At 55.3% G+C, this 23,503-nt stretch carries 27 protein-coding genes; 10 read left to right on the top strand and 17 right to left on the bottom strand.

The features are described from left to right. Nucleotide 1: 1 nt before the first annotated feature. From B9Z44_RS03650 to B9Z44_RS03630, 5 genes are read left to right on the top strand one after another with little or no spacing between them, the layout of a single operon-like run. A complete protein-coding gene (locus tag B9Z44_RS03650) occupies nt 2-595 on the top strand; it encodes an RBBP9/YdeN family alpha/beta hydrolase (RefSeq protein WP_108401734.1) in 594 nt (197 codons plus the stop codon). Further along, nucleotides 592-1,584, top strand: coding sequence for a sulfate ABC transporter substrate-binding protein (locus B9Z44_RS03645; RefSeq protein ID WP_108358006.1), 993 nt, complete (start codon nt 592-594; stop codon nt 1,582-1,584). Before B9Z44_RS03650 ends, B9Z44_RS03645 begins: the two co-directional genes overlap by 4 nt. A gap of 6 nt (nt 1,585-1,590) precedes the next feature. Beyond that, nucleotides 1,591-2,445, top strand: coding sequence for a sulfate ABC transporter permease subunit CysT (gene cysT, locus B9Z44_RS03640; RefSeq protein WP_108401733.1), 855 nt, complete (start codon nt 1,591-1,593; stop codon nt 2,443-2,445). After that, nucleotides 2,442-3,335 (top strand): sulfate ABC transporter permease subunit CysW, encoded by an 894-nt coding sequence (gene cysW / locus B9Z44_RS03635; RefSeq protein ID WP_108358004.1) that lies wholly within the window; start codon nt 2,442-2,444, stop codon nt 3,333-3,335. The genes cysT and cysW overlap by 4 nt, the downstream gene beginning before the upstream one ends. Before the next feature lie 44 nt (nt 3,336-3,379). Continuing rightward, entirely contained in the window at nt 3,380-4,465 is a 1,086-nt protein-coding gene (locus tag B9Z44_RS03630) for a sulfate/molybdate ABC transporter ATP-binding protein (protein WP_108358003.1), read from the top strand. Nucleotides 4,466-4,476: 11 nt separating this feature from the next. Here the strand turns inward: B9Z44_RS03630 and B9Z44_RS03625 are convergent, their stop codons facing one another. The 5 genes from B9Z44_RS03625 to B9Z44_RS03605 form a co-directional block, all read right to left on the bottom strand. Next, nucleotides 4,477-5,376 carry a dienelactone hydrolase family protein gene (locus B9Z44_RS03625; protein ID WP_108401732.1) on the bottom strand — a complete coding sequence of 300 codons (900 nt, stop codon included), beginning with the start codon at nt 5,374-5,376 and terminating at the stop codon, nt 4,477-4,479. Nucleotides 5,377-5,387: 11 nt separating this feature from the next. Continuing rightward, nucleotides 5,388-5,966 (bottom strand): rhodanese-like domain-containing protein, encoded by a 579-nt coding sequence (locus B9Z44_RS03620; protein WP_108401731.1) that lies wholly within the window; start codon nt 5,964-5,966, stop codon nt 5,388-5,390. Between the two features lie 91 nt (nt 5,967-6,057). Next, on the bottom strand, nt 6,058-6,363 hold the full coding sequence (locus tag B9Z44_RS03615; RefSeq protein ID WP_108401730.1) for a c-type cytochrome: 306 nt from the start codon (nt 6,361-6,363) through the stop codon (nt 6,058-6,060). Between the two features lie 119 nt (nt 6,364-6,482). After that, a complete protein-coding gene (locus B9Z44_RS03610; RefSeq protein ID WP_108401729.1) occupies nt 6,483-7,832 on the bottom strand; it encodes a TolC family protein in 1,350 nt (449 codons plus the stop codon). Then, a complete protein-coding gene (locus B9Z44_RS03605) occupies nt 7,829-11,053 on the bottom strand; it encodes an efflux RND transporter permease subunit (RefSeq protein ID WP_108401728.1) in 3,225 nt (1,074 codons plus the stop codon). Before B9Z44_RS03605 ends, B9Z44_RS03610 begins: the two co-directional genes overlap by 4 nt. An 84-nt stretch (nt 11,054-11,137) precedes the next feature. Here B9Z44_RS03605 and B9Z44_RS03600 point away from each other — a divergent pair, with 84 nt between their 5' ends. Genes B9Z44_RS03600 through B9Z44_RS03580 form a run of 5 tightly spaced genes read left to right on the top strand, consistent with a single transcriptional unit; the run spans nt 11,138 to nt 14,325 of the window. Continuing rightward, on the top strand, nt 11,138-11,500 hold the full coding sequence (locus B9Z44_RS03600) for an ArsR/SmtB family transcription factor (RefSeq protein ID WP_108358454.1): 363 nt from the start codon (nt 11,138-11,140) through the stop codon (nt 11,498-11,500). After that, nucleotides 11,497-11,877 carry a rhodanese-like domain-containing protein gene (locus B9Z44_RS03595; protein WP_108401727.1) on the top strand — a complete coding sequence of 127 codons (381 nt, stop codon included), beginning with the start codon at nt 11,497-11,499 and terminating at the stop codon, nt 11,875-11,877. Before B9Z44_RS03600 ends, B9Z44_RS03595 begins: the two co-directional genes overlap by 4 nt. An 18-nt stretch (nt 11,878-11,895) precedes the next feature. After that, nucleotides 11,896-12,240: a carboxymuconolactone decarboxylase family protein gene (locus tag B9Z44_RS03590; protein WP_108401726.1), complete on the top strand. Its 345-nt coding sequence runs from the start codon at nt 11,896-11,898 to the stop codon at nt 12,238-12,240. Then, the gene (locus B9Z44_RS03585) at nt 12,237-13,136 is read left to right on the top strand and encodes a prenyltransferase (RefSeq protein ID WP_211308683.1); all 900 of its coding nucleotides are present in this window, start codon (nt 12,237-12,239) and stop codon (nt 13,134-13,136) included. The genes B9Z44_RS03590 and B9Z44_RS03585 overlap by 4 nt, the downstream gene beginning before the upstream one ends. A 13-nt stretch (nt 13,137-13,149) precedes the next feature. Further along, on the top strand, nt 13,150-14,325 hold the full coding sequence (locus tag B9Z44_RS03580; protein WP_108357996.1) for an MFS transporter: 1,176 nt from the start codon (nt 13,150-13,152) through the stop codon (nt 14,323-14,325). Between the two features lie 21 nt (nt 14,326-14,346). Here the strand turns inward: B9Z44_RS03580 and B9Z44_RS03575 are convergent, their stop codons facing one another. The 12 genes from B9Z44_RS03575 to B9Z44_RS03520 form a co-directional block, all read right to left on the bottom strand. Next, nucleotides 14,347-14,562, bottom strand: a complete 216-nt coding sequence (locus tag B9Z44_RS03575) for a YgaP family membrane protein (RefSeq protein ID WP_108357995.1) — start codon at nt 14,560-14,562, stop codon at nt 14,347-14,349. Between the two features lie 69 nt (nt 14,563-14,631). Then, on the bottom strand, nt 14,632-15,474 hold the full coding sequence (locus B9Z44_RS03570; protein ID WP_245912757.1) for an amidohydrolase family protein: 843 nt from the start codon (nt 15,472-15,474) through the stop codon (nt 14,632-14,634). Further along, a complete protein-coding gene (locus B9Z44_RS03565; protein WP_108357994.1) occupies nt 15,471-16,532 on the bottom strand; it encodes an isocitrate/isopropylmalate dehydrogenase family protein in 1,062 nt (353 codons plus the stop codon). Before B9Z44_RS03565 ends, B9Z44_RS03570 begins: the two co-directional genes overlap by 4 nt. Before the next feature lies 1 nt (nt 16,533). Next, nucleotides 16,534-17,502 (bottom strand): Bug family tripartite tricarboxylate transporter substrate binding protein, encoded by a 969-nt coding sequence (locus B9Z44_RS03560; RefSeq protein ID WP_108357993.1) that lies wholly within the window; start codon nt 17,500-17,502, stop codon nt 16,534-16,536. Between the two features lie 11 nt (nt 17,503-17,513). Beyond that, complete coding sequence (locus tag B9Z44_RS03555) at nt 17,514-18,473, bottom strand: Bug family tripartite tricarboxylate transporter substrate binding protein (protein ID WP_108401725.1); 960 nt, start codon at nt 18,471-18,473, stop codon at nt 17,514-17,516. A gap of 27 nt (nt 18,474-18,500) precedes the next feature. Continuing rightward, nucleotides 18,501-19,091 carry a carboxymuconolactone decarboxylase family protein gene (locus B9Z44_RS03550; RefSeq protein WP_108401724.1) on the bottom strand — a complete coding sequence of 197 codons (591 nt, stop codon included), beginning with the start codon at nt 19,089-19,091 and terminating at the stop codon, nt 18,501-18,503. After that, entirely contained in the window at nt 19,084-19,707 is a 624-nt protein-coding gene (locus B9Z44_RS03545; protein WP_108401723.1) for a hypothetical protein, read from the bottom strand. The genes B9Z44_RS03550 and B9Z44_RS03545 overlap by 8 nt, the downstream gene beginning before the upstream one ends. A gap of 1 nt (nt 19,708) precedes the next feature. Beyond that, the gene (locus B9Z44_RS03540) at nt 19,709-20,230 is read right to left on the bottom strand and encodes a carboxymuconolactone decarboxylase family protein (RefSeq protein WP_108401722.1); all 522 of its coding nucleotides are present in this window, start codon (nt 20,228-20,230) and stop codon (nt 19,709-19,711) included. A 10-nt stretch (nt 20,231-20,240) separates the two neighbouring features. Continuing rightward, the gene (locus B9Z44_RS03535; protein WP_108401721.1) at nt 20,241-21,200 is read right to left on the bottom strand and encodes a Bug family tripartite tricarboxylate transporter substrate binding protein; all 960 of its coding nucleotides are present in this window, start codon (nt 21,198-21,200) and stop codon (nt 20,241-20,243) included. Between the two features lie 12 nt (nt 21,201-21,212). Next, the gene (locus B9Z44_RS03530; protein ID WP_108401720.1) at nt 21,213-22,025 is read right to left on the bottom strand and encodes an SDR family NAD(P)-dependent oxidoreductase; all 813 of its coding nucleotides are present in this window, start codon (nt 22,023-22,025) and stop codon (nt 21,213-21,215) included. Nucleotides 22,026-22,037: 12 nt separating this feature from the next. Next, nucleotides 22,038-22,895 (bottom strand): amidohydrolase family protein, encoded by an 858-nt coding sequence (locus B9Z44_RS03525; RefSeq protein WP_245912756.1) that lies wholly within the window; start codon nt 22,893-22,895, stop codon nt 22,038-22,040. Nucleotides 22,896-22,919: 24 nt separating this feature from the next. Next, entirely contained in the window at nt 22,920-23,483 is a 564-nt protein-coding gene (locus B9Z44_RS03520) for a c-type cytochrome (protein WP_170108469.1), read from the bottom strand. Nucleotides 23,484-23,503: the final 20 nt, after the last annotated feature.

Below are 23,503 nucleotides of genomic sequence, written 5' to 3'. Positions count from 1 at the left end.
CATGTCTCAAACACCCACCATCCTCATCGTTCCCGGTTGGCGCGATTCAGGCCCCGGTCACTGGCAAAGCCTGTGGGCCGAGTCTGTGGTGGGCGCGGTGCGCGTGAGCCAAGACAACTGGATTTCTCCTACCCGCCAGGCGTGGGTGGGGCGCATTGCTGAAACCATTCAGGCCCAAGATGGCCCTGTGGTGCTGGTGGCGCACAGCTTAGGCTGCATTGCTTCTACGCACTTGCCGCCTGCGGCGGTAGCGCGCATTCATGGCGCTTTGTTGGTCGCTCCGGCTGATCCAGAGCGTCGCGCACCCTTGGTGGATTTTGCCCCTGTGCCTTACCAAACCTTGCCATACCGCAGTGTGGTGGTAGCCCGCAGCAACGACCCGTTTTGCCCCGTGCGCACTGCAGGGGCGTATGCGCGGTCATGGGGCAGCGAGTTTGTGCGTTTGCAAAACGCAGGGCACATCAACATTGATTCTGGTTTTGGTGCCTGGCCCTTGGGGCTGGCACTGTTGCAATCTTTGGTGGAAACACCTTTGGTTTTCAAGACCTCGACACCCGCAATTTCTTCTCATTCTTTGGAGCTTCAAACGGTATGAAAAAATTTCTACACACCACCTTGGCCGCTGCACTCTTGGCAGTCAGTTCTTTCGCTTCTGCACAAACGTTGCTGAACGTGTCGTATGACGTGGCCCGCGAGTTTTACAAAGATTACAACGCCGCCTTCGTGGCCCACTACAAAAAGACCACAGGCAAAGACATCAAGATTGACCAAGCCCATGGCGGCTCAAGCGCACAAGCGCGTGCGGTCAACGACGGCTTAGAAGCCGATGTGGTGACCATGAACACCACCACGGACATTGAGTTTTTGGCCAGCACAGGTGTGGTCGCCAAAGATTGGGCGAAGAAGTTTCCCAACAACGCATCGCCCACCACCTCGACCATGCTGTTCCTCACGCGCAATGGCAATCCCAAGGGCATCAAGGATTGGGACGACCTGACCAAGCCTGGCGTGCAAGTCATCATTGTCAACCCCAAAACCGGTGGCAATGGCCGCATGGCGTATTTGGCCGCGTGGTCTTATGCACGCAAAAAGGGCATGAACGACGCAGGTGCTGCCGAGTTTGTGGCCAAGATTTTCAAGAACGTGCCCGTGCTTGCCAAAGGTGGCCGAGATGCCACCACCATCTTCTTGCAACGCAACATCGGCGATGTGCTGGTGACGTTTGAATCAGAAGTGGTGTCGGTGGACCGCGAGTTTGGTGAAGGCAAGGTCGATGCGGTGCACCCATCGGTCAGCATCATTGCCGAGAACCCCGTGGCTGTGGTGGAACGCACCGTGGTGAAGAAGGGTACTGGCGATTTGGCCAAGGCTTACTTGAATTACTTGTACTCTGACGAAGCACAAGAAATTGCGGCCAAACATGCCTTGCGTCCACGTTCACCTGCGTTGCTCAAGAAATATGCGACCACTTTCAAACCCGTTCAGTTGGTGCCTGTGAGCGAGTATTTCGGTTCGCTCAGCGAAGCGCAAAAAGTTCACTTCAATGACGGTGGCCAGTTCGACAAGATTTACACGGTGAAGTAATTTTTCATGGCATTGTTTTCTCTGGCGCGCAGACACAAGGCGGCGCGCGTTCTTCCCGGTTTCAACATCACGCTAGGTTTCACGCTCACATACTTGAGCTTGATTGTGTTGATCCCGCTCTCGGCTTTGGTGTTCAAAACCTTCACGCTCACGTGGGACCAGTTTTGGGCTGCCGTCACTGGCCCTCGCGTGATGGCGTCGTACCGACTCACGTTTGGCGCGTCGCTGATTGCGGCCTTGGTGAACGTGGTGTTTGGCTTGCTCGTGGCTTGGGTGCTGGTGCGTTACAACTTCTTCGGCAAGAGGGTGGTGGATGCGTTGGTGGACTTGCCCTTTGCTTTGCCCACCGCCGTGGCTGGTATTTCGCTCACAGCGTTGTTGGCGGGTAACGGTTGGGTGGGGCAGTACCTCGAACCCATGGGCATTCAGTTGGCCTTCAACCCCAATGGCGTGGTGATTGCGCTCATTTTCATTGGCTTGCCCTTTGTGGTGCGCACCGTGCAGCCTGTGTTGGAAGACGCAGAGAAAGAACTCGAAGAAGCGGCCACGTGCTTGGGCGCGACGCGTTGGCAAACGTTTAGCCGTGTGATTTTTCCGAGCATCGCACCGGCCTTGCTCACCGGTTTTGCCATGGCCTTTGCACGTGCGATTGGCGAATATGGCTCGGTCATTTTCATTGCGGGCAACATGCCCATGGTGTCTGAAATCACGCCACTCATCATCATTGGTAAGTTGGAGCAATACGACTACGCCGGAGCCACGGCAGTGGCGGTGGTGATGTTGGTCATTTCGTTCATCTTGTTGTTGGTGATCAACGCCCTGCAAGCGTGGCAGCGCCGCCACACAGGAGCCCCTGCATGAGTACCACCATGAATCCTTCACAGCGACGGGCTCAAGCGGGCACCACCGAACCCGCATGGGTGCGCTACAGCCTGATTGGTGTGGCGCTGACCTTCATGTTTTTCTTCCTAGTCTTGCCTTTGGCGGCGGTGTTCACCGAAGCCTTGCGCAAAGGGTTTGATGCGTATTGGGTGGCTTTGCAAGAGCCCGATGCGTGGTCTGCCATTTATTTGACCTTCATCACCGCGCTCATTGCCGTGCCTTTGAACTTGGTGTTTGGTGTGGCCGCTGCTTGGGCCATCGCTAAATATGAATTCACTGGCAAAGCCTTTTTGACCACCTTGGTCGATTTGCCATTCTCGGTGTCGCCCGTGGTGGCCGGTTTGATTTATGTGTTGATGTTTGGTGCGCAGGGTTGGTTTGGCCCGTGGCTGCAAGCGCATGACATCAAGATTGTGTTTGCGGTGCCTGGCATTGTGTTGGCGACTGTGTTTGTCACGTTCCCCTTCATCGCACGTGAGTTGATCCCGCTCATGCAAGCGCAAGGCAATGACGAAGAACAAGCCGCCATTGTGTTGGGTGCCACAGGCTGGCAAACCTTTTGGTATGTCACGCTGCCCAACATCAAGTGGGGTTTGATTTACGGCGTCATCTTGTGTAACGCACGTGCCATGGGTGAGTTTGGTGCGGTGTCGGTGGTGTCGGGTCACATCCGTGGGCAGACCAACACCATGCCTTTGCATGTGGAAATTTTGTACAACGAATACCAATCGGTGGCGGCATTTGCCGTGGCTTCACTCTTGGCATTGTTGGCCTTGGTGACTTTGGCTATCAAGTCGGTGGTGGAGTGGCGCCATGCGCGTGAACTGAAGGCCACAGCAGAACTGCCACAAGAAATGCCAAGCGCGTAAACGCTTAGCGCCCACACGCATCAACAGAATACGAGTACCGAATCATGAGCATCGAAATCAGAAACATCCACAAACAGTTTGGCGACTTCCAAGCGCTAGGCGATGTGAGCCTAGACATTCACTCTGGCGAGTTGATCGCTTTGTTAGGCCCATCTGGCTGCGGCAAGACCACCTTGCTGCGCATCATCGCGGGTTTAGAAACCGCAGATGCGGGCACCATTTTGTTCAGCGGTGAAGACACCACCCACGTGCATGTGCGCGAGCGTCAAGTGGGTTTTGTGTTCCAACACTACGCCTTGTTCCGTCACATGACCGTGTTTGAAAACGTGGCCTTTGGCCTGCGTGTCAAGCCGCGCAACGAACGCCCCAACGAAGAAAAAATCAAGAAGAAGGTGCACGACTTGCTGAGCCTGGTGCAACTCGATTGGTTGGCTGACCGCTATCCCTCACAACTCTCAGGCGGTCAACGCCAACGCATTGCCTTGGCCCGTGCCTTGGCAGTTGAACCCAAAGTGCTGTTGTTGGACGAGCCCTTTGGCGCCTTGGACGCCAAGGTGCGCAAAGAGCTGCGCCGCTGGTTGCGCCGTCTGCACGACGATTTGAATGTGACCACCATCTTTGTGACGCACGACCAAGAAGAAGCCCTCGAAGTGGCCGACCGCGTGGTGGTGATGAACAAAGGCAATGTGGAGCAAGTGGGCTCACCCCAAGAGGTGTGGGAACACCCAGCCAGCCCATTTGTGTATGGCTTCTTAGGCGATGTGAACTTGTTCCATGGCCGTGCCCACGAAGGCGAAATGCACATCGGTGTGGAAGATCAAACTGTGCGCGTGGCCAGCCCTGAGCACCATGCGGCGCAAGACGCCAAAGCGTTTGCCTATGTGCGGCCGCATGATTTGGACGTGCGCCGTTACACATCTGGTGACGAAGGCATCGTGGCACAACTGACCCGCGCCATCGTGGTGGGACCGATTGCGCGCTTAGAGTTGGTGGCCGCTGAGGGCGAGAGCCCATCAGACCAGCAGATCATTGAAGCGCAAATCCCTGCATCGCAGTTTTACGAGCAGGGATTTACAGAGGGTGAGACCTTGGTGCTCACACCGCGCAAAGCGCGGGTGTTTGTGGCCTAAACGGTGCTTGCTTAGACGTATTGTTTGAGCCAAGCCACAGCGCGGCTCCAGCCATCTGCTGCAGGCGCTGCGCGGTAGCTGGCACGGTAGTCAGCATGGAACGCATGCGGTGCGTCTGGATACAACACAAACTCTGAGGCCTTGGCCGCTGGGTTGCCCTTCGCGGCAGCCTGCGCCAAGGCTTCTTTCATGTTGTTCACGGATGTCACGGGAATGCCTGTGTCTGCGCCGCCATACAAACCCAGCACGGGTGCTTTCAGCGAAGTCACCAAGTCGATGGGGTGTTTCGGATTGTTGGCATTGGTTTGACCTTCCATGCGTCCGTACCAAGCCACGCCCGCTTTGACTTTGGGGTTGTGCTCGGCATACAGCCATGTGATGCGACCGCCCCAGCAAAAACCAGTGATGGCTGCGCGGTTGGCATTGCCACCGTTTTTGCTGGCCCAATGCAAGGTGGCATCTAAGTCGGCCATCACTTGTGCGTCGGGTACTTTTGAAATGACTTCTGCTTGCAGCTTGGCAATTTCGCCATACAGGCTTGGGTCGCCTTGGCGCACAAACAACTCAGGGGCAATCGCCAAGTAGCCGGCTTTGGCAAAGCGACGTGTCACGTCGGCAATGTATTCATGCACGCCAAAAATTTCAGAAATCACCAAGACCACGGGCAAGTTGGCTTTACCTTTGGGCGCTGAGCGGTAGGCAGGCATTTTGAAGCCGTTGACGTCAATCGTCACTTCGCCTTCCACCAAGCCTTCGCCTGATGTTTGAATGGCCGTTTGTGCGATCAGCGGCATCGCTGCAGCTGCGTAGCCCAAGCCCAATGCGGTTTGCAAAGCCAAGCGGCGTGTGGGTGCCGATTCATCCTTGCTGTTGAGCAAGGCTTGGGTGTCTTGTATCCAGTTGGTGTGCATGAGGTGTCCTTTTAGAAATCGCCTTTGAGAACTGGGAAGCCCAATGCTGCCCAATCCAACATACCGCCGCGATAGTAATAAATTTTGCTGGCAGGGAAGCCATCGCGTGTCATGGCCTGAATGGCTGTGGGGCTTTGTGGGCAGACGGGACCATTGCAGAAGGCAAATACCTTCTTGGCATTGGCGCAATCCCAGCCTTTGGCAGTTTTCTTGCAGCCTAGCTCATTCAACCGAGCAGACACTTCGGTGTAGACGATGTGGTGTGAGCCTGGGATGGTGCCTTGCTCTCGGTCTTCGGGTTCGCGCATGTCGACCAACATGGCATCGCGGTCGTTCATGGCGTTGAGCATTTCAATCTCTCCCACGGGGGTGACGCCTGCGACCGGCACCATGGGTTGCAACCAACCTTTGTTTTTGGCGCAAGGTGTCATCACACGTTTGATTTCGCGCTCTTCGCCTTTGGTGTTTTTCACCACGAACTTGGTGTCTGTGCCAATGATGCGTAGGTATTCAGGTTCAGCGGCAAGACTGGTCAAGCTGATCAGGGCCAAGCCAATGGCAGCGAGGAGGTGCGTCAAGTTCAGTTTCATAGCTTTCTTTTATTGACTGAATGCTTAAAGAAAAAGAGCTTCCCTGAGAAATCTCTGAGGGAAGCTCATCAAGGTATGAGTACCAGCCGTATTACTTAGCGCCTGCCAAGACCCATGCAGCAAGGGCCTTGGCGTCAGCATCGCTCAGTTGAGCTTGTGCAGGCATTGGGATAGGGCCCCATTTGCCACTGCCACCGGCTTTGATGCTTTTCGCCAATGCGGCTTCAGCATCGGCTTGGCCAGCGTATTTTTTGGCAACGTCTTGATAGGCGGGTCCGACAATTTTTTTATCAATGGCATGGCAAGACAAGCAGTTGTTTTTCTTGGCTAAGTCAGCGTTGGCCCAGGCACCTGTTGAGGCAAAAGCGATGAACGCGACGGCTGCTAATTTTTTCATGTCTATCCTCTGAAATTTATAATTCGTTAATTGCTTATGTATAAATTCTAGCAAGCCTGAACTGCTAGATTTTCAAGGGATTTCCCTGCTGTGAGTTACCAAATACGCAGCATGCGCGCTTATTTCAGCAAAGCATTCACTTGGCGCAACTGAGCTTCGCCCAATTCCCCACTGGCGGCTGCTAAGCGTAATTGGTCCATGGCCGTTTGAATGCGCAGCTGCAGCAGGGCTAGCTCGGCCTGTGCTGCATCGTGTTCAGCACCCAACAGTTCGTTCGTGGTGCGAGCACCAGTGCGGTGCGCTTGGCGGGTAGCGCTGAGGCGCGCTTTGCTGGCTTGCTCAGATTGTGTCAAGGCTTGCAGGCGGGCTTGCGCTGTGCTCAGGCTTTGCCAGGCGTCGCGCACCTGTTGCTCGACTTGCTGCTCAACTGCTTCTTGGTCGTAGCGCAGTTTTTCCACTTGCTTCAAGGCTTCGCGTTCACGTGACTCCACCATGCCGCCTGAGCTGAGTGGTGCATTGAGTTGAATGCCCACCATGTACTGCGCCATTTGGTTGCTGGCCGAGCCATACATACCCTGGCCAGACAAGCGGTCCATTTGGGCTTGGGCCACCCAATCCACGGTCATGGCATTGCCGGCTTTGACGCGTTTGGCCTCTTGACTTTGAATGGCTTGTTGCAAGCCCATCATTTGCACGCTGGGTGACTGTTGCTTGGCGCGTTGCACCCAAGTGTGAGCGTCTGCCAAATTGGCAGGCGTGAGGTTGATGGTGGCGATAGGTAGCAATTGCGTAGGCTCTTGGCCTGTCAGCTGGCGGTAGGCCACCTTCTTGGTGGCCAAGTTGTTCTCAAACGTCAGCACATGGGCGCGAATTTCAGACACACGGGCGTTGGCTTCTTGCACATCCATCACGCTGGCATCGCCCACAGATTGACGTTTGCTGATTTCGGCTGCAGCTTGCTGCATGGCTTTTTGCTGGCGTTGCAGCACGGTGAGGGTTTGCTCAGCGCCCACCACATCAAAGTAGCGTTGGGCCGTGCGCATGATGAGGGTTTGCTGGGCTTGCTGCCATTGGGTTTGCGCGATTTGCGCGGACAACTCCAACTGCTTGCTTTGCGCTTCGCGCTCGGGGCTGATCCATGCTTTTTGTGCGCCGATGCTGGCACGTGTCAAAGCGCCTGCATTCACATTCGTTTTGAAGGTGACATCGCTTTGGCCCATGGCCTCTGCGCCCTTGGTTCGGCTGTCAGATCCGCCTATGCCCACAGCACCACCAGCTGACACCATGGGTGCCCACAAGGCTTTGGCTTGCTCTTGCCTAAACGTGGCTTGCTCGTGCAAAGCGCGTGCAGCAGCGATTTCTGGATCACGAGCAAGGGCTGCTTGCCAAGCGCCCATCAAGTCGGCAGCGTGTGCAGCAGAGGTGATGCCTGCAAGGGCGAGTGCAGCGATGAGGGGCAAGCGTTTCATGCGTGTTCTCCAGAAATGACAGAGCTTGGCTTGTTCTTGAAAGCCATGAAATAGAGCAGCGGAATCACCAACAGGGTGAGCGCGGTCGAGACAAAAATACCGAAGATCAGCGAGATGGCCAAGCCATTGAAGATGGGGTCATCCAAGATAAAGAACGCACCCATCATGGCGGCCAAGCCGGTCAACACAATCGGTTGCGCACGGGTGATGGCAGAGGCTACCACGGCGTCTTTCAACGCCACACCTTGAGAAACCTGCAAGCGGATGAAGTCCACCAGCAAGATAGAGTTGCGCACGATGATGCCGGCCAACGCAATCATGCCAATCATGGATGTGGCGGTGTAGGGCGCACCCAGCAACGCGTGGCCGGGCATCACACCCATGATGGTGAGTGGGATGGGCGCCATGATGATGAGTGGCACGAGGTAAGAACCAAACTGTGCCACCACCAACAAATAAATCAGGACCAACCCCACTGCGTACGCAGCACCCATGTCACGGAAGGTTTCGTAGGTCATTTGCCACTCACCATCCCACTTGACGGCATAGTGTTGGTATGGGTCTGCGGGTTGTTGGATGAAGTACTCATCCACCGGCTTACCATTGGGCGCTTGAATTTGACTCAAGCCACTGCGCATGCCAAACATGCCGTACAGCGGGCTATCCACTTTGCCCGCCATGTCGCCCACCACATAGGTGACGGGCAGCAAGTCTTTGTGATAAATCGGTTGTTCGCGTTGTGTGTCACTGAGGGTGACGAGTTGGCGAATCGGCACGATTTCGCGTTGCGAGTTACGCACGCCAAGGCTCAGCAGTTTGTCCAGCGAGTCTTGTTCACTCTTGGGCAATCGAATGACGATGGCGCCCGCATATTTGTTTTGGTCGTGCGCGTAGACGGTCGATTCCCCCGCCAATGCTGCACGTAAGGTGCTGACGATGGCTTGCTGCGACACGCCCATTTGTGCGGCCTTTTGGCGGTTGATCAGCAACACTTGGCGAGGTGCTGCGCTGATGGTACTGTCGTCCACATCCACCACGCCTTGTTGCGCGCTAAACATCGCACGCACAGATTTAGCCACCTGATTGCGACCTTCGTCGGTCGGTCCATACACCTCAGCCACGATGGGGGCCAGCACCGGTGGGCCGGGTGGCACTTCAATCACTTTCACATTCGCATTGAACTGTTGGCCAATGGCTTGCAAAGCAGGGCGCTCTCGCATGGCGATGATGTGACTTTGCGCTTTGCGCAAATGCTTATCTTGCAGGTTGACTTGGATGTCACCCACATGGCCACCACTGCGCAAATAGTATTGACGCACCAAACCGTTGAAGTTGATCGGAGCGCTCAGGCCTGCGTAGGCTTGGTAGTGCATCACCTCGGGTACGGTAGCCAAATGTGCGCCCAAAGCACGCAATACTTTTTCGGTTTCTTCCACGCGTGTGCCAGCAGGCATGTCGACCACGATTTGGAATTCAGACTTGTTGTCAAAGGGCAGCATCTTCAAGGCAACCAGGCCTGCCACTGGCAAGGCCACTGACACGACGATGGCGCCCAAGACAGCGGCGCCGAGGCTCCATCGGTTGCGTTGACCCGATTGCTCATTCAAGAAGGGGTGAAACACACCTTGGAAAAAACGTTGCAACCACTGCTTGAATGCGCTGGCCTGTTCATGCGGATGTCCACCTGAAGCCTTCATCCAAATGCGCGCCAACCAGGGTGTGACCACAAAAGCTACGGCCAATGACAACAACATGCCCATACTCGCGTTGATCGGGATGGGGCTCATGTACGGCCCCATCAAACCCGATACAAACGCCATGGGCAACAAAGCCGCAATGACGGTGAAGGTCGCAAGGATGGTGGGCGCACCCACTTCGTCCACTGCACCAGGAATAATTTGAGTGAGTGTTTTGTCTGGGAACAAAGCTTGGTGACGGTGGATGTTTTCAACCACCACAATGGCGTCGTCTACCAAGATGCCGATGGAAAAGATCAAGGCAAAGAGTGACACGCGATTGAGTGTGAAGCCCCATGCCCACGAGGAAAACAGGGTGACCGTCAAGGTCAAGATCACCGCAGTGCCCACAATGGCTGCTTCGCGACGTCCCAAAGCGATGAACACTAAAGCCACCACTGATCCAGTGGCAAACAACAGCTTTTGAATCAGTTTCTTGGCTTTGTCGTTGGCGGTTTCGCCATAGTTGCGCGTGGTAGTCACGTCTACGTTTGTTGGAATTTTGCTTTGTTTCAGAGCCGCCACTTGAGCGACCACGCCGTTGGCCACTTCAATGGCGTTTTCGCCTGGCTTTTTAGTGATCGCGATGGTCACTGCGGTGCGCTCGGTGGGCTTGACGCCTGCCACGCCGTGCCATACGGCTGTGTTGGTCTGCGCGCCGCCATCGCGTACTTGCGCAATGTCATGCACATGAACGGGCGTGCCAGCGCGCACACCTACGACCAAGCTGGCCACGTCTTTGGCATTGCTTAAAAAAGGACCCGACTCAATGGCAATGGCTTGTTGGCCGACTAATAGATCGCCCACAGGTGCGCCTAGGTGTGCGGCTTGCAACGCCAAGCGTAATTCGGGCACGGTGATGCCAGCGGTTTGCATGCGTGCCGGGTCAATGTCAATTTGAATGGCGCGAGATGGGCCACCTATCGTGGTGACTTCGCGTGTGCCTTTGACGCGCTTCAAATCCAGCTCGATGTTTTGTGCGATGCGCTCCAGCTCAAACGCGCTCAGGTCGCTGTCTTTCCCATGCAAGGTGAGTGACAAGATGGGTACATCGTCAATGCCCTTGGGCTTGATGAGGGGTTGCAAGACGCCCAAGCCCTTAGGTAGCCAGTCAGCGTGAGAGTTGACGGTGTCATACAAACGCACCAAGGCTTCGGTGCGAGGTACGCCCACTTTGTATTGCACGGTCACCACGGCCATGCCAGGTTGCGAGACCGACATGACATGTTCTACCCCCGCAATTTGCGAGAGTACTTGCTCGGCTGGGCCGGACACCATTTGCTCGACATCCTTCACCGATGCGCCGGGGAAGGGAATGAGCACGTTGGCCATGGTCACGTTGATTTGCGGCTCTTCTTCACGTGGCGTCACCATGACGGCAAACACACCAAGCAGAAAACACACCAAAGCCAACAACGGTGTGATTTGTGCGCTTTGGAATAAACGGGCCAAACGACCAGAGATACGAAGGTTTGAATCAGTCATGTTGCTTATTCTATAAATAATCGTCTGATTATTTAACCAAACAATTAAATAATCAATAACTGAATTATGTCTACAATCGAAAACATGAAGCAACTCCCAGAACAAGCCATTGACCGTGTGGCCAGCTACTTTCAGGCTTTGGCGGAGCCCACGCGCTTGCGCATTTTGAATTTGTTGCGTGAGACAGAGCACAACGTGGGTGAATTAGCCGAGGCCTGCGGATACACCGCCGCTAACATGTCTCGCCATTTGGCGGTATTGATGCAACAAGGCTTCGTCAAGCGTGAAGGCCGAGGCACCAGCGTGTATTACCAAATCGCAGACCCCACCATTTATGCCTTGTGCGATTTGGTGTGTGATCGCATCACCCAACAGCATTTAGCGCAGGCTTGGCCTCTTGCTGCGGTTACCAAAAAACGTTCCACCATTGCAAGGAGAGTTGCATGAAAACTGCCCATGATTTAGTTGTTGAAGCTAAAAAATCAGTTGAAGAAATTTCGGTTGATCAAGCTGTCAAAGCCATTCAATCTTGTGATGTGTTGATTGATGTGCGCGAGACTGAGGAGTATTTGGCAGGACATTTACCTGGTGCTCTGCACATGTCGCGCGGCATGTTGGAGTTCAAGATGGCGGGTAACCCCAAGTTGCAATCGCGCGACTTGAACATCGTTTTGTATTGCAAAACCAGTGGCCGTGCCGCTTTGTGTGCGCAGTCTTTGGCGCAGATGGGCTACAGCCATATCCAATCCATCGCAGGCGGGATTGATGCTTGGCAGGCTGCTGGCCATGACGTGTTCAAGCCCGCACAGCCGTCATTTGAATAAACGCAACGAGAGTTCACCATGAGTACGTTTGACCATCCCACCCTCATCAAGAACATCAGCCAATCGATGACTGAGTTACGCAAAGCACAACCCGAAGCTATGCAAGGTTTTGGTCAATTGGCCAAAGCGGCCATGACAACCGGTGCCGTCAGCGAAAAGCACAAAGAGCTGATGGCGTTGGCTATTGGCATCACGCAGCACTGTTCGGGCTGCATCGGTTTTCATGTAAAAGCCTTGCATCGTGTGGGGTGTACACGCGAAGAGTTGGAAGAAACCTTGGCCGTGTGCGTTTACATGGGCGGCGGTCCTGCGCTGATGTATGCCTCTGAGGCATTGAAGGCTTGGGAAACGATGGCGCCATGACCGATATGAAGCCGCCTTCTTGGCGAACGCTGGTACAGATGACACGTCCTGGGTTCTTGGCCATCACTGCTGTGGCCTGTTTATTGGGCACCTCTGTGGCGGTAGCCAGTGGTCATCGCCCCAACGGTTGGACAGCGCTTGCAACTTTGCTGTTGGCCGTGTTGATGCACGCAGCGGCCAATGTGTTGAACGATTACCACGATGCGCTCAACGGTGCAGACGATGCCAACACGCAAGGCTTGTTTCCGTTCACAGGTGGCGCACGGCTCATTCAAAACGGCCATGTCAGCGTGGAAGACACGCATGATTTGGCCAAGGCACTTATTTTGTTTTTGATCCCTTGTGGTGTGCTGTTGTCTGTGCAGACGGGGGGTGGTTTGTTGCTCTTGGGTTTGGTGGGGTTGCTGCTGGGTTGGGGTTATTCAGCGCCGCCATTGGCGTTGATGAAGCGCGGTTTAGGCGAGCTGACAGTTGCACTGACCTGGGGTTTGGTGGTGGTGGGCGCTGACTATGTGCAACGCGGCCAATTCTTTGTTATGTCTCTGGCGATGGCTGTGAGCTTTGCTTTGTTGGTGGGTAACATCTTGGTGATCAATGGTTTTCCAGATGCGTATGCCGATGCGCAGGTTGGCAAACGTACCTTGGTGGTTCGCGTGGGGCCGACCTTGGCGGCGTGGATTTATTTAGCGCTCGTTGTGTTGGCTCATGCGTGGTTGTTCATTCATCCAGAGCCCGCGTTGTGGGGTTTGGTGTCGCTGCCGCTGTCGTTGGTCGCGTTTGTGCTGCTTCTGAAAAATGCCAAGCAAGTTGCGCGTTTGACTCCTGCCATTGTGTTGACCATCGCTGCAGCGGTGTTACATGGTTTGGCCATGTCGGCAGGTTTGCTCTTTCTTTAATTTTTAGGTTGTTATGAACCGTCATCTCGTTTTACTGTCCATCGCGCAGGGTTTGTTCCTGACCAACAACGTCACTTTCATTGCCATCAATGGTTTGGTGGGGTTGAGTTTGGCGCCTGAATCATGGATGGCCACCTTGCCTGTGATGGGCTATGTGGTCGGTGGGGCTCTCAGCACGGGCTTGGTTGCCAAGTCACAGCAACGCTTTGGCCGCAAGGGGTCGTTTCAGTTGGGGCTGTTGGTGGCTTTGCTGTCAGCCGCTTTGGGCGCGTTCGCCGTGCTCTCGCAATCATTTTGGTTGTTGGTCACGGCCACGGTGGTGGCAGGCTACTACAGCGCGAATGGTCAGTTGTACCGTTTTGCCGCTGCTGAGTTGTGCAAGCCTGACTACCGCGAAAAGGCGGTGTCTTTGGTGATGGCGGGTGGTTTGATCGGCGCTGTGATTGGTCCGAACTTGGCCATTCAAACCAAGAGCTTGTTTGGCATGCCGTTCGCCGGTGCGTATGTGGCGTTGATGTTGGTGGCTGTGGTGTCGATGGCGGTGATGAGTTTCATCCACTTTCCGCCTGCACCCATCGCCAAGTCAGATGGCACAGGTGGTCGTCCGTTGAGGGACATCATGCGACAACCGGTGTTTGTGGTGGCGACGATGGCTGCAGCGCTGGGCTATGGCGTGATGAACTTGCTGATGGCGGCCACACCGCTGGCCATGCAGGTGTGTGGTTTCCCGTTTGAAGACACGGCCTGGGTGCTGCAGTGGCACGTGATTGGCATGTTTGCGCCGGGTTTTGTGACGGGGCACTTGATCAAACGTTTTGGTGTGTTGTCCATCATGGGCGTGGGCGTGCTGTTGAACATCGCTTGCATTGCCATTGCCTTGTCTGGCGTAGATGTGCACCAATTTTTGCTAGCTTTGTTTTTGTTGGGGGTGGGCTGGAATTTCTTGTTCACGGGCAGCACCACACTGTCGATGCAGGCCTACACGCCGCAAGAGAAAAACCGCGCGCAAGCCGCTATTAACTTTTGCGTGTTTGCCACCATGGCGTTTACCTCGTTTGCCTCAGGTGCGTTGGTGACCACGCAGGGTTGGGCTTGGCTGAACTGGGGGTCGTTGGTGCCGGTTCTCACGACCGGTGCGGGCTTGTTGTGGTTGGCGCGTAAAAAAGCCTCAGCCCCTAAACCAGACTGAGGCTTTTGAAGGGCGCGCGGTTTAGTGTGCGTGCTCTTCTTCGGCCGGTTTGATCGGACAAGTGTTGATGCCTAGCAAGGTGTAAGCGCCGCAAAAGCGGAACACACCTGTGGCCAACACGATGCCACCGACGATATAGCCCCACATGCCCACCACGTTTGTGGCTGCCAATGCGATGAATACCAAGCCTGCGGCGATGCGCAGAACGCGGTCAATGCCGCCAACGTTTGCTGTCATACATTTCTCCTAAGTGAATGTTGCATTAGACACCTAGGTGGCGACGCTGTCATTGCGCTATGTCAATCCTCAGAATCTGTAAAGCTGGTTTGGGTTGTCTATCAGCACTTGCTGTCGTGCTTCTGGCGTTGGCAACCATTGCCAAAGCTCATGCTGCAGCGATTCGGCTTTGATGTCTCGGTAGCAACTGACCTCATGTGGACTGCGTCCAGGTTCTCGGTTGGTGTGCGGCCAATCACTGGCCCACAGCAAACGGTCGGGGCGGGTGGCCAGCAGCCGTTGGCTCACAGCATGCAATGCCTGTGCGTCCTTCATGGGGCTGCGATAGCTCGCTGATAGTTTGATGTAGATTTTTCCCCGAGCCAACAGGTCAAGCAAACACTTTGATTCCGGAGATGTACAGGAAGCATCGTTCCAAAGCGCAAAGTGGTCGAGGACGACAGGTACGGGAAACCGTGCGATGAGGGGGGTGCAAGAAAGAGTCACCGTCAGTGGGGCATAGATCTGCAGATGCCACCCAAGATCGGCCAAACGTGGGGCCCATGTTTGCAATGCAGCTTGTAGCTTGGCGCTGTTGTGCTCGCCAGCACTTTCCAAATTCAAACGAATGCCACGCACGCCCTGTGCGTCTAGTGCCTGTAAGGCGGTGGTCGAGGTTGGCGCGTCAAGCACCGCCACGCCGCGCGCGTGTCCTACCATGGCGGACAGTGCGTCGAGCAGACATTGGTTGTCGGTGCCATACACACTGGGTTGGATGATGACGGCACGTGTCAGACCTAGACGTTTGAGATGCGCTTGTAAATCGGCGACATCGGCAAGACCTGGTGTGTAGTGCCGATCCGCCACCATCGGGTAAGCCTTGGCTTCCCCGATGACGTGCACATGAGTGTCACAGCCGCCTGTGAGGATCATGTCTGTTGCAGGCGTTTCACCACGGCTTTTCCAGTGGCCTGTGTACCCAGTGCGCCACCAACATCGCGTGTCGACTCGCCTGCAGCAATGCAGGCGGTGATGGCGTCTTCAATCGCACGTGAGGCTTGCAGGTATGACAAATTGCCGCTGCGTTGTGCATGCCAACCTAACAGCATCGCCGCAGACGTGATGAGCGAAAAGGGGTTGGCAATGTCTTGCCCCGCAATGTCTGGTGCTGAGCCATGTGCGGCTTGCCCCATCGCATTGTGTGCCCCCGCGTTCAGTGAGCCTCCAAGGCCCAAGCTGCCAGAGAGTTCTGCGGTGAGGTCTGACAAGATGTCGCCAAACATATTGGTGGTCACGATCACGTCAAATCGTTCGGGTGCGCGTACCACGTGCGCCATCATGGCGTCGACGATGAAATCATCAACGGTGACTTCTGGAAACTCCGCGGCCACGCGGTGGCAGGCATCTAAGAAAATGCCATCGGTGATTTTGAGCACATTGTGTTTGTGCACCAAGCTCAGATGTTTGCGACGCTGCATGGCCAGTTCAAATGCGCTTCGTGCAATGCGTTCGCAGCACTCGCGCGTGATGCGTCGCAGAGAAATGGCGACATCGGGCGTGACCAATATTTCGCTGTTGCCTGACTCGACATTGCGGTCTGCATAAAACCCCTCGGTGTTTTCGCGCACCACCACCAAGTCAAATGGGCCGGTGATGGTTTTGACGCCTGTGTACGTGCGTGAGGGACGAATGTTGGCAAACAGATCTAGGCTTTTTCGGAAAAACTTGGAGGGGTTGATTTCTCCCTTGGCTTCGTCCTTGAAGTCATACGTTGACATCGGACCGAGCATGAGTCCGTCAGCCTCTTTAACTTTTTCAAGCAGCGCCGGGGTGACCGTTGCGCCATGCTTTTTTAAACTTTCATGGCCGGCAATGTCGTGGATCAATTCCAAATCTAAACCAAATCGAACTGAAGCAGCTTGCAGAACCTCCACCGTGACGGCCATGGTTTCAGGGCCAATGCCATCACCGGGTAAAACAACAATTTTCATATCACTGATCGACTTTCACGTTGGCTTCTTTGATGAGTTTTTCAAACTTCACAGATTCAGCTTTCACATAATCTGCAAATTCAGCAGGTGTATTTTTGGGCACCGCCACATTGTCTGCTTCGAGTCGGCTGCGGATGTCGGGCTGCGCCAGTACGGCGTTGACTTCACGGTTGAGGCTTTCGATCACATGGCTGGGTGTGCCTGCGGGCGCAAACAAACCGCCCCACAAGGTGTAGCTAAAGCCGGGCAAGCCAGCCTCGGCAATGGTAGGTACCTGTGGCAATGACGTCATGCGCTGTGGAGTGGTGACCCCCAAGGCTTTGAGCTTTCCACCTTTGATTTGCGGCATGGCAGCAGAGGCGCTGCTGAAGAAGGCTTGCAAGCGCCCAGCCATCAAATCAGACAGCAAAGGTCCAACGCCTTTGTAAGGCACGTGCACCATGTTGAGTTTGGCGCCAAGCCCCAAGGCTACGGCAGACAAATGACCTGGTGTGCCTGCACCCACTGAGCCATAGCTGAATTCACCTGGTTTGGCGCGCGCCATTTGGATGAATTCGTTCACCGTGTTGTAAGGCGCATCGGCGGGGGCGAGCATCACCAAAGGGGCATTGCCAATCAACACCACGGGGATCAGCTCTTTCATAGGGTCGTAGCCCATGTCTTTGATCAGCAAACGATTGACAGTGATTTCACCGGTTTGTCCGAGCAACAAGGTGTAGCCATCGTTTTTAGCCTTCGCTGCCACACGTGTGCCCACGGTTCCTGAGACGCCGGGTTTGTTGTCGACCACCACAGGTTGTTTGTAGACGGTTGACAACTTTTCACCGACCAAGCGCGCGAACACATCGCCTTGGCCACCTGGTGCATAGGCCACGACGATGGAAACAGCTTTGTTTGGATAGTCGGTGTCAGCGGCAAAAGCGCATGCGGCGCTCATGATGAGCGATAAAGTGGCTGCAATCTTTTTCATGGTGTCTCCTCTTATTCAGGTTTGATGTTGGCTTCGCGTACCACACGTGTCCACTGCGCGAGCTCTTGCTTTAATACAGCATCAAGTTCTTGTGTGGACGAGCTGACAGCTTGCATGCCCAGCTTGTTGAAGCGGTCGCGCACATCTTGGCGTTGCATGATGGTGCGTAAATCTTGGTTCAACTTATCCACGACGGACGTGGGCGTTTTGGCCGGTACAAAGAAGGCCAGCCAAATGGTAGTGACGTAGCCCGGCACACCTTGCTCACTGATGGTGGGCAGGTCAGGTAGCTCAGGGTGACGCTTTGCGCTGGCAATGCCCAAGGCTTTGACGCGTCCAGACTTGATGTTGGGGACGGCAGAGTTGAAAGCGTCAAACATCAGTTGAATGTGCCCAGCGAGCAAGTCTTGCGCAGCAGGTCCTTGGCCCTTGTAAGGCACGTGACCCAGCTGCGTTTTGGTCATGCTGGCAAACATCTCTGAGCCCAAGTGGTACGTGCTGCCTGTGCCAGAAGAGCCGTAAAACAATTTGCCTGGATTGTCTTTGGCGTAGCGAATGAACTCTTGCACGTTGTTGGCGGGGACGGACGGATGAACCACCAAAATGTTTTCGATGGTGGCCACCAGACTGACGGGTGCAAAGTCACGCACGGGGTCATACGCAAGCTTGGGCATCAACGCGGGGTTGGCCCCCATGATGCTGCTGGTGCCAAACAAAATGGTGTTGCCGTCTGCTGGTGCACGCGCCACAAACTCTGCGCCAATTGCACCGGTCGCGCCCACTCGGTTATCCACGATGACGGTTTTCCCCATGGCCTCGGACAGCAGCGGAGCAATGACACGTGCCGCAATGTCTGTGGGGCCACCGGTTGAAAAGGGGACGACCAAACGAACGGTGTTGCTTTGTGCGTAGCTGGATGTGACCCCCAAAAACAAACTGGCGGCAATGGCGATGTGACGGCGTGAAATCATGGAAATCTCCTGATGTGTGAAGCCTATTTAAGCCAATAAGCGCTGGCGAATATCGAGTGGGGATAAAACTTCAAGTGGTTCTTCGCCGCCGTTAGGAATGCCTACTTGCGTAGCATTGAGCAGCATCGACACCATCACGTAGGTGCCTGATAAAACGGTCAAATCCACCACCGCCTGTTCGCCCATCTGGGCAATGGCTTGTGCCCACAAAGCATCGGGCACACGGTGGTTCAGGGTGAGCTGGATGCAAAAGTCGTAAACCAAGGCTTCGTCGTCTTGCATGCCTTCTGGCCGTTTGCATTGGCGAAGTTGTTCGATGATGTAGGGCGACAAGCCCGCGCGTTGTGCGATGGGGTCATGCGCCCACCACTCGTACTGCGCATTGGCAATGCGCGCTTGGATGAGGATGGCAAATTCATTCAAGTGCTTGCTGACCGACGTTCTGAAACGCAGATAGTCTAAAAAATCAAAACATCGGCGCGCCATATCAGGGCTTCGCAACAGCGCGTTGTAGGGGCCACCTAAGGCTGCACTGGATACTTTGAGAATGTCGTCTGCCAAAGGGCGAACTTCGGGCGCGAGATCTTCGTAGCGGACTTGGCTAAATCGTTCAGTCATGGTGGGTTGGCTCTTTGTTTTCAAACAGGGTTCGCAGGGTGTTGGTGAAATGTGGGCGACAGATGTCGCTCCAGGCGGTGCCGCGCACGGCCAGCCAGGGCGCAGAAGTCAGCACTGCCGGGTTCAATAGGTCATAACAGGCGAATGAACGCGGGCTGTGATCAAGGTTGAGATAACGGCGTGCGACCAGACAACCGGGCACGCGTGCCAGGCCTGGGAGGTGCTCTTGGTCGTACCACTTGAAGATTTCATCTTCCCAACCCGCCTCTGGGTCTGTTTCGACCACGTAATGGGCGTCCAAGGCCGATGGCGTGTGGGGCGCTTCGAGATGCATGACCTCTTGCAGACGCGAAATTTGGGCGGCATGGCCCGTCTGTGCTTGCCATGCTTTTTCGAGCGCGACACAGCCTGCGTGACTCATGTCTGCTGCTTCCGAAAACCGCACATAGACATGCAGCATGGGCAACCCGTTTTCAGCGTGTGGTGTGAAGGCGCTATCCAACGATGTCTGAAGCTGTGCTGGCCAAGTGGCTGATGCGTGCCAACGCATCGCTGCATCTGGCGGGCAGGCTGCTGCACATTTCAAAAGAAGGGCGTTGCAGGTGTGTGTGTGCATGTCAGTGTCCAATGTGCAGTGCCACCAAAACGCGCGACACCATGTTGTAGGCGCCAATCGTGATGCACAGATCCAGCAACCGTTGGCCTTCAAAGTAGGTCGACACGCGGGCGAACAATTCGTCAGGGACTTCAATGTCGCGCGTCATGGTGTCGGTGAGCGCAAGCACCACTTGTTCTTCTTCGCTAAAAAGCGTCGCAACTTTGAGTTCTTTGACCGCCTCAATTTTGGTGTGTGGCAAACCCGCTTTCAGTGCGTGCTCAATGTGCGCATCAAACTCATACGGCGCACGGTTTAAGACAGCCACGCGCAAAATAATCAGCTCCCGCAAGTCTGCCGGCAAGCTGTTGCGTTGTCGGACGGCGCTTAAAAACTCCTCCCAACCTTCGGCCATCACAGGGCTGTTGAGCAAGTGTTGGTAGAGCGGGGTGATGCGTCCGCGTTTGGCGATGATTTTGGCTTCCAGCGCTGCCAAGGCAGGGCGTGTGCCAGGGGTAATGGCTGGAATACGCGCGTTGGACATCTTCAAGGCCTCAATCTGCTTTGACTTTTTTGTCACGGATCACACGGCCCCATTTGGCCATGTCATTTTTCAACAAGGTGCTCAGTTCAGCAGAACTAGACGCTGAAGGTTCGGCACCGGAGGCGATCAGCTTCGTGCGCACCGCGTCATTGGCCAACGTGCGACGCACGGCTTGGTTGAGGCGGTCTAACTCGGCGGCCGATGTGTTCTTGTGTGCGAACAAGGCATACCAATTGTCAGAGTCCACGCCAGCGACACCAATTTCTTGGAAAGTTTTGACATCCGGAAACAGCGGGTGACGGCGTGTGGATGCCAGTGCCACAGGTTTGAGCTTGCCGCTGCGGATGTGGCCCATCAATCCGGGAATGTCACCAAAGAAACCATCCACATGGCCTGCCATCACATCGGTGATGGCAGGGGCGGCACCTTTGTACGGCACATGCACCAGGTCGGCACGTGTGGCATCTGCCAGCAACTCCATGGCCAGGTGCGGCACACTGCCGGTGCCTGAAGAGGCCATGGTGGTTGATTTTTGTCGCGCCGCAGCAATGAACTCTTGTGGTCCATTGACTGGGTTATTTGGGTTCACCACCAACATTTCGACGTTGTTGACCACCAATGACACAGGGGCCAGGTCACGCAAAGGATCGTAGGGCAGAGCGGCATAAAGCGAGGGGTTGATGGCCACGGCCCCCACGCTGGTGAGCCACAACGTTTGGCCATCGGCAGGGGCTTTGAGCAAGGTGTCAGCCGCAATCGCGCCGTTGGCACCCGCCTTGTTTTCAACCATCACTTGCTGCCCCAGTTCTTTGCTCAGCTGCTCCGTGAGCGTGCGGGCTACAAAGTCAACCGGACCGCCTGGGGGGAAAGCCACCAAGATGCGTGTTGTTTTGGTTTGTGCAGAAGCCAAGGTCGTCAAACCAACCAGAGCAGTAGCTGCCAAAATTTTGATAAAGCGTTGTCGTTGCATGTGAAGTCTCCTTTAATCGCATCGGGCCGACATGCCGCCGTCCACAATGATTTCTGTACCCGTGATGAAGCGCGCTTCATCGCTGGCTAAAAACAAGACAGCGTTGGCTGTGTCTTGGCCGTCACCCATGAAGGGCAGCGGAATGCGTGCTTGTCGTTGCGTGAGCAATGTCTGTACATCACCGTCGGTGCGCTGCTTGGCCAAGCGCACATCCACCATGGGCGTGTGCAGTTGGCCAGGCACCACGGTATTGACGCGGATTCCCTTTTTTGCATATTGCACAGCCACCACGCGCCCCAGTTGAATGACAGCGGCTTTCGTGGCGGCATAGGCGACTTGGGCGGAGCCCGTCCAGCGGATGCCAGAGGTGGATGACAGATTGACAATGGCGCCCACACCTTGTTGTTCCATCACCGGCAAGACATATTTGCACATCATGAACACGCTCTTGAGGTTGTGGTCGATTTGGGCATCCCACACCTCTTCGCTCATTTCTACAGGCCCACCTGGAGCCGAGCCGCCAACGTTGTTGATGAGCACATCAATGCGGCCAAAGCGGTCGAGGGTGGCTTTGATGGCTGCCTCAATAGATACGGTGCTGGTGACATCGCACGTCATGGACGCGATTTCACCGTGGTTGACTGGGCATAGTGCATGGGCGCGTGACAGCGTTTCTTCCAGGCGTGTTTGCTCGCGGTCCAGTGCCATTACCTTGGCGCCTTCTTCGACCATGCGAACCGCAATGGCTCGGCCATTGCCCCAGCCTGGGCCGACAGAACCTGCACCTGTGACCAGCACCACTTTGTTTTGTAGTCTTCCTGTCATCGTCAATGGCTTTCAGTTTTCAAAGCGATAAAGCGCTTGTGGGTTGTCTACTAACAGCTGCTGCATCAACGCCGCGGTGGGGGCGATGTGTTGCAGCGCGTCGACCAGCACGCCATCGTCTGGCACGTGCGTGTGGTTGGGGTGAGGCCAATCGGTTCCCCACACACATTGGTGTGAAAAGTTTTCGACCAAATGCTTTGCTAATTCGATGCCCTGTGTGTAAGGCGGCACAGTCAAGGGCACGCGCGCTTGAATGCGGTCAATGCCACTCACCTTCACATGAAACTTGGGATCGTCCAACAAGCGGCACAGGGCTTGAAAATCGGCATGGTGTAAGCCCAACTCTGCATCGACACGGCCCATGTGGTCGATCACCACAGGAACGGCAGATTTTTGAAAACAAGGGCCGAGTTCGTGGATCAAGCTGCTTTCAAAATGCACTTGCAAGTGCATTTGGTGATCTGCTAGCCGGTGGGTCAATGCCACGAGTTCATCGGGGGTTGTGCCCATGCCCAAGTGTTTCATGAAGTTAAAGCGCACAGCCCGAAAGCCGGCTGCAGCCAAGCGTTTGAGCTCTGCGTGGTCTACGTGCGCAGGCGTCAGGGCCACGCCCAAGTAGTGGCCGTGGCCTGCGGTAATGGCGTCTTCCACGACCGCATTGTCAAAACCATGCACCATGGATTGCACGATCACACAGCGCGTGATGCCCAGTTGTTTGTGCAGCGCAAAGAGCTTCTCTTTGGGCGCCTCGGCGGGTTTAGCCCCCGGTGTATTGGCGTAAGCAAATCGTGCTTTGGGGCCAAACACATGGACGTGGGCATCGCAAGCATTGGCGGGCAAGCGCCATGTGGGTTGCGAAGGTTGCGTCATGTAGGTTTGCATGTTTTGACGAGCTCAAGGCAAGCTACGCGCGTACGCAGCCATGGCATCAATCTCTTCATCCGTCAAACTGCGTGCCGCACTGGCCATGGTGCCGTCCATGTCGGCGCGCGCACCCGAGCGAAGGTTGCGCAGCTGTGTGACGAAATAGGTGTGTGATTGACCCGACAGACGGGGCACATGCTTTTGTCCTTGCAGCTGTGCGCCGTGGCAGGACGAACAATATTGCTGTTGTGCAATTTGTTGACCACGTGCAATCTTTTGCGCATCGCCACCCGCCTGAGGCGCTGGTGCCGGCAGCGTGGCGTAGTGGGCAGCAATGTCGCGCATGTCTTGTTCAGTCAGTGTGGTCGCGATAACTTCCATGCCCCCGCCCTTGCGGCGCTGGTCACGGAACTGCAGCAATTGGTAAAAGATGGACAACGGCGGTTGTGCGGCTAAGTGCGGTGTGTCTGGAATAGATGACACGCCGTTTTCACCATGGCAAGCAGCACACAGCTGAGCTTTGGCTTTGCCCGCCACGGCATCCGGTGCCGCCCATGCATGCGGTACAGCACATGCTGCGAAAAAAAAGGCCATTCCCTGAATGGCCTTTGAAA

This window comes from Limnohabitans curvus (assembly GCF_003063475.1).
GTDB classification, from domain to species: Bacteria; Pseudomonadota; Gammaproteobacteria; order Burkholderiales; family Burkholderiaceae_C; genus Limnohabitans; species Limnohabitans curvus.
This window is presented reverse-complemented; position numbering and strand designations above follow the sequence as displayed.

Bases quoted from the DNA above. Each gene is read 5' to 3' on its own strand.
- B9Z44_RS03650 (WP_108401734.1), top strand. From the start codon at position 2: ATGTCTCAAACACCCACCATCCTCATCGTTCCCGGTTGGCGCGATTCA.
- B9Z44_RS03610 (WP_108401729.1), bottom strand. From the start codon at position 7,832: ATGAAACGCTTGCCCCTCATCGCTGCACTCGCCCTTGCAGGCATCACC.
- B9Z44_RS03645 (WP_108358006.1), top strand. From the start codon at position 592: ATGAAAAAATTTCTACACACCACCTTGGCCGCTGCACTCTTGGCAGTC.
- B9Z44_RS03630 (WP_108358003.1), top strand. From the start codon at position 3,380: ATGAGCATCGAAATCAGAAACATCCACAAACAGTTTGGCGACTTCCAA.
- B9Z44_RS03585 (WP_211308683.1), top strand. From the start codon at position 12,237: ATGACCGATATGAAGCCGCCTTCTTGGCGAACGCTGGTACAGATGACA.
- B9Z44_RS03575 (WP_108357995.1), bottom strand. From the start codon at position 14,562: ATGACAGCAAACGTTGGCGGCATTGACCGCGTTCTGCGCATCGCCGCA.
- B9Z44_RS03530 (WP_108401720.1), bottom strand. From the start codon at position 22,025: ATGACAGGAAGACTACAAAACAAAGTGGTGCTGGTCACAGGTGCAGGT.
- B9Z44_RS03595 (WP_108401727.1), top strand. From the start codon at position 11,497: ATGAAAACTGCCCATGATTTAGTTGTTGAAGCTAAAAAATCAGTTGAA.
- B9Z44_RS03580 (WP_108357996.1), top strand. From the start codon at position 13,150: ATGAACCGTCATCTCGTTTTACTGTCCATCGCGCAGGGTTTGTTCCTG.
- B9Z44_RS03525 (WP_245912756.1), bottom strand. From the start codon at position 22,895: ATGACGCAACCTTCGCAACCCACATGGCGCTTGCCCGCCAATGCTTGC.
- B9Z44_RS03625 (WP_108401732.1), bottom strand. From the start codon at position 5,376: ATGCACACCAACTGGATACAAGACACCCAAGCCTTGCTCAACAGCAAG.
- B9Z44_RS03535 (WP_108401721.1), bottom strand. From the start codon at position 21,200: ATGCAACGACAACGCTTTATCAAAATTTTGGCAGCTACTGCTCTGGTT.
- B9Z44_RS03605 (WP_108401728.1), bottom strand. From the start codon at position 11,053: ATGACTGATTCAAACCTTCGTATCTCTGGTCGTTTGGCCCGTTTATTC.
- B9Z44_RS03620 (WP_108401731.1), bottom strand. From the start codon at position 5,966: ATGAAACTGAACTTGACGCACCTCCTCGCTGCCATTGGCTTGGCCCTG.
- B9Z44_RS03550 (WP_108401724.1), bottom strand. From the start codon at position 19,091: ATGACTGAACGATTTAGCCAAGTCCGCTACGAAGATCTCGCGCCCGAA.
- B9Z44_RS03570 (WP_245912757.1), bottom strand. From the start codon at position 15,474: ATGATCCTCACAGGCGGCTGTGACACTCATGTGCACGTCATCGGGGAA.
- B9Z44_RS03615 (WP_108401730.1), bottom strand. From the start codon at position 6,363: ATGAAAAAATTAGCAGCCGTCGCGTTCATCGCTTTTGCCTCAACAGGT.
- B9Z44_RS03540 (WP_108401722.1), bottom strand. From the start codon at position 20,230: ATGTCCAACGCGCGTATTCCAGCCATTACCCCTGGCACACGCCCTGCC.
- cysW (WP_108358004.1), top strand. From the start codon at position 2,442: ATGAGTACCACCATGAATCCTTCACAGCGACGGGCTCAAGCGGGCACC.
- B9Z44_RS03590 (WP_108401726.1), top strand. From the start codon at position 11,896: ATGAGTACGTTTGACCATCCCACCCTCATCAAGAACATCAGCCAATCG.
- B9Z44_RS03560 (WP_108357993.1), bottom strand. From the start codon at position 17,502: ATGAAAAAGATTGCAGCCACTTTATCGCTCATCATGAGCGCCGCATGC.
- cysT (WP_108401733.1), top strand. From the start codon at position 1,591: ATGGCATTGTTTTCTCTGGCGCGCAGACACAAGGCGGCGCGCGTTCTT.
- B9Z44_RS03600 (WP_108358454.1), top strand. From the start codon at position 11,138: ATGAAGCAACTCCCAGAACAAGCCATTGACCGTGTGGCCAGCTACTTT.
- B9Z44_RS03520 (WP_170108469.1), bottom strand. From the start codon at position 23,483: ATGGCCTTTTTTTTCGCAGCATGTGCTGTACCGCATGCATGGGCGGCA.
- B9Z44_RS03545 (WP_108401723.1), bottom strand. From the start codon at position 19,707: ATGCACACACACACCTGCAACGCCCTTCTTTTGAAATGTGCAGCAGCC.
- B9Z44_RS03555 (WP_108401725.1), bottom strand. From the start codon at position 18,473: ATGATTTCACGCCGTCACATCGCCATTGCCGCCAGTTTGTTTTTGGGG.
- B9Z44_RS03565 (WP_108357994.1), bottom strand. From the start codon at position 16,532: ATGAAAATTGTTGTTTTACCCGGTGATGGCATTGGCCCTGAAACCATG.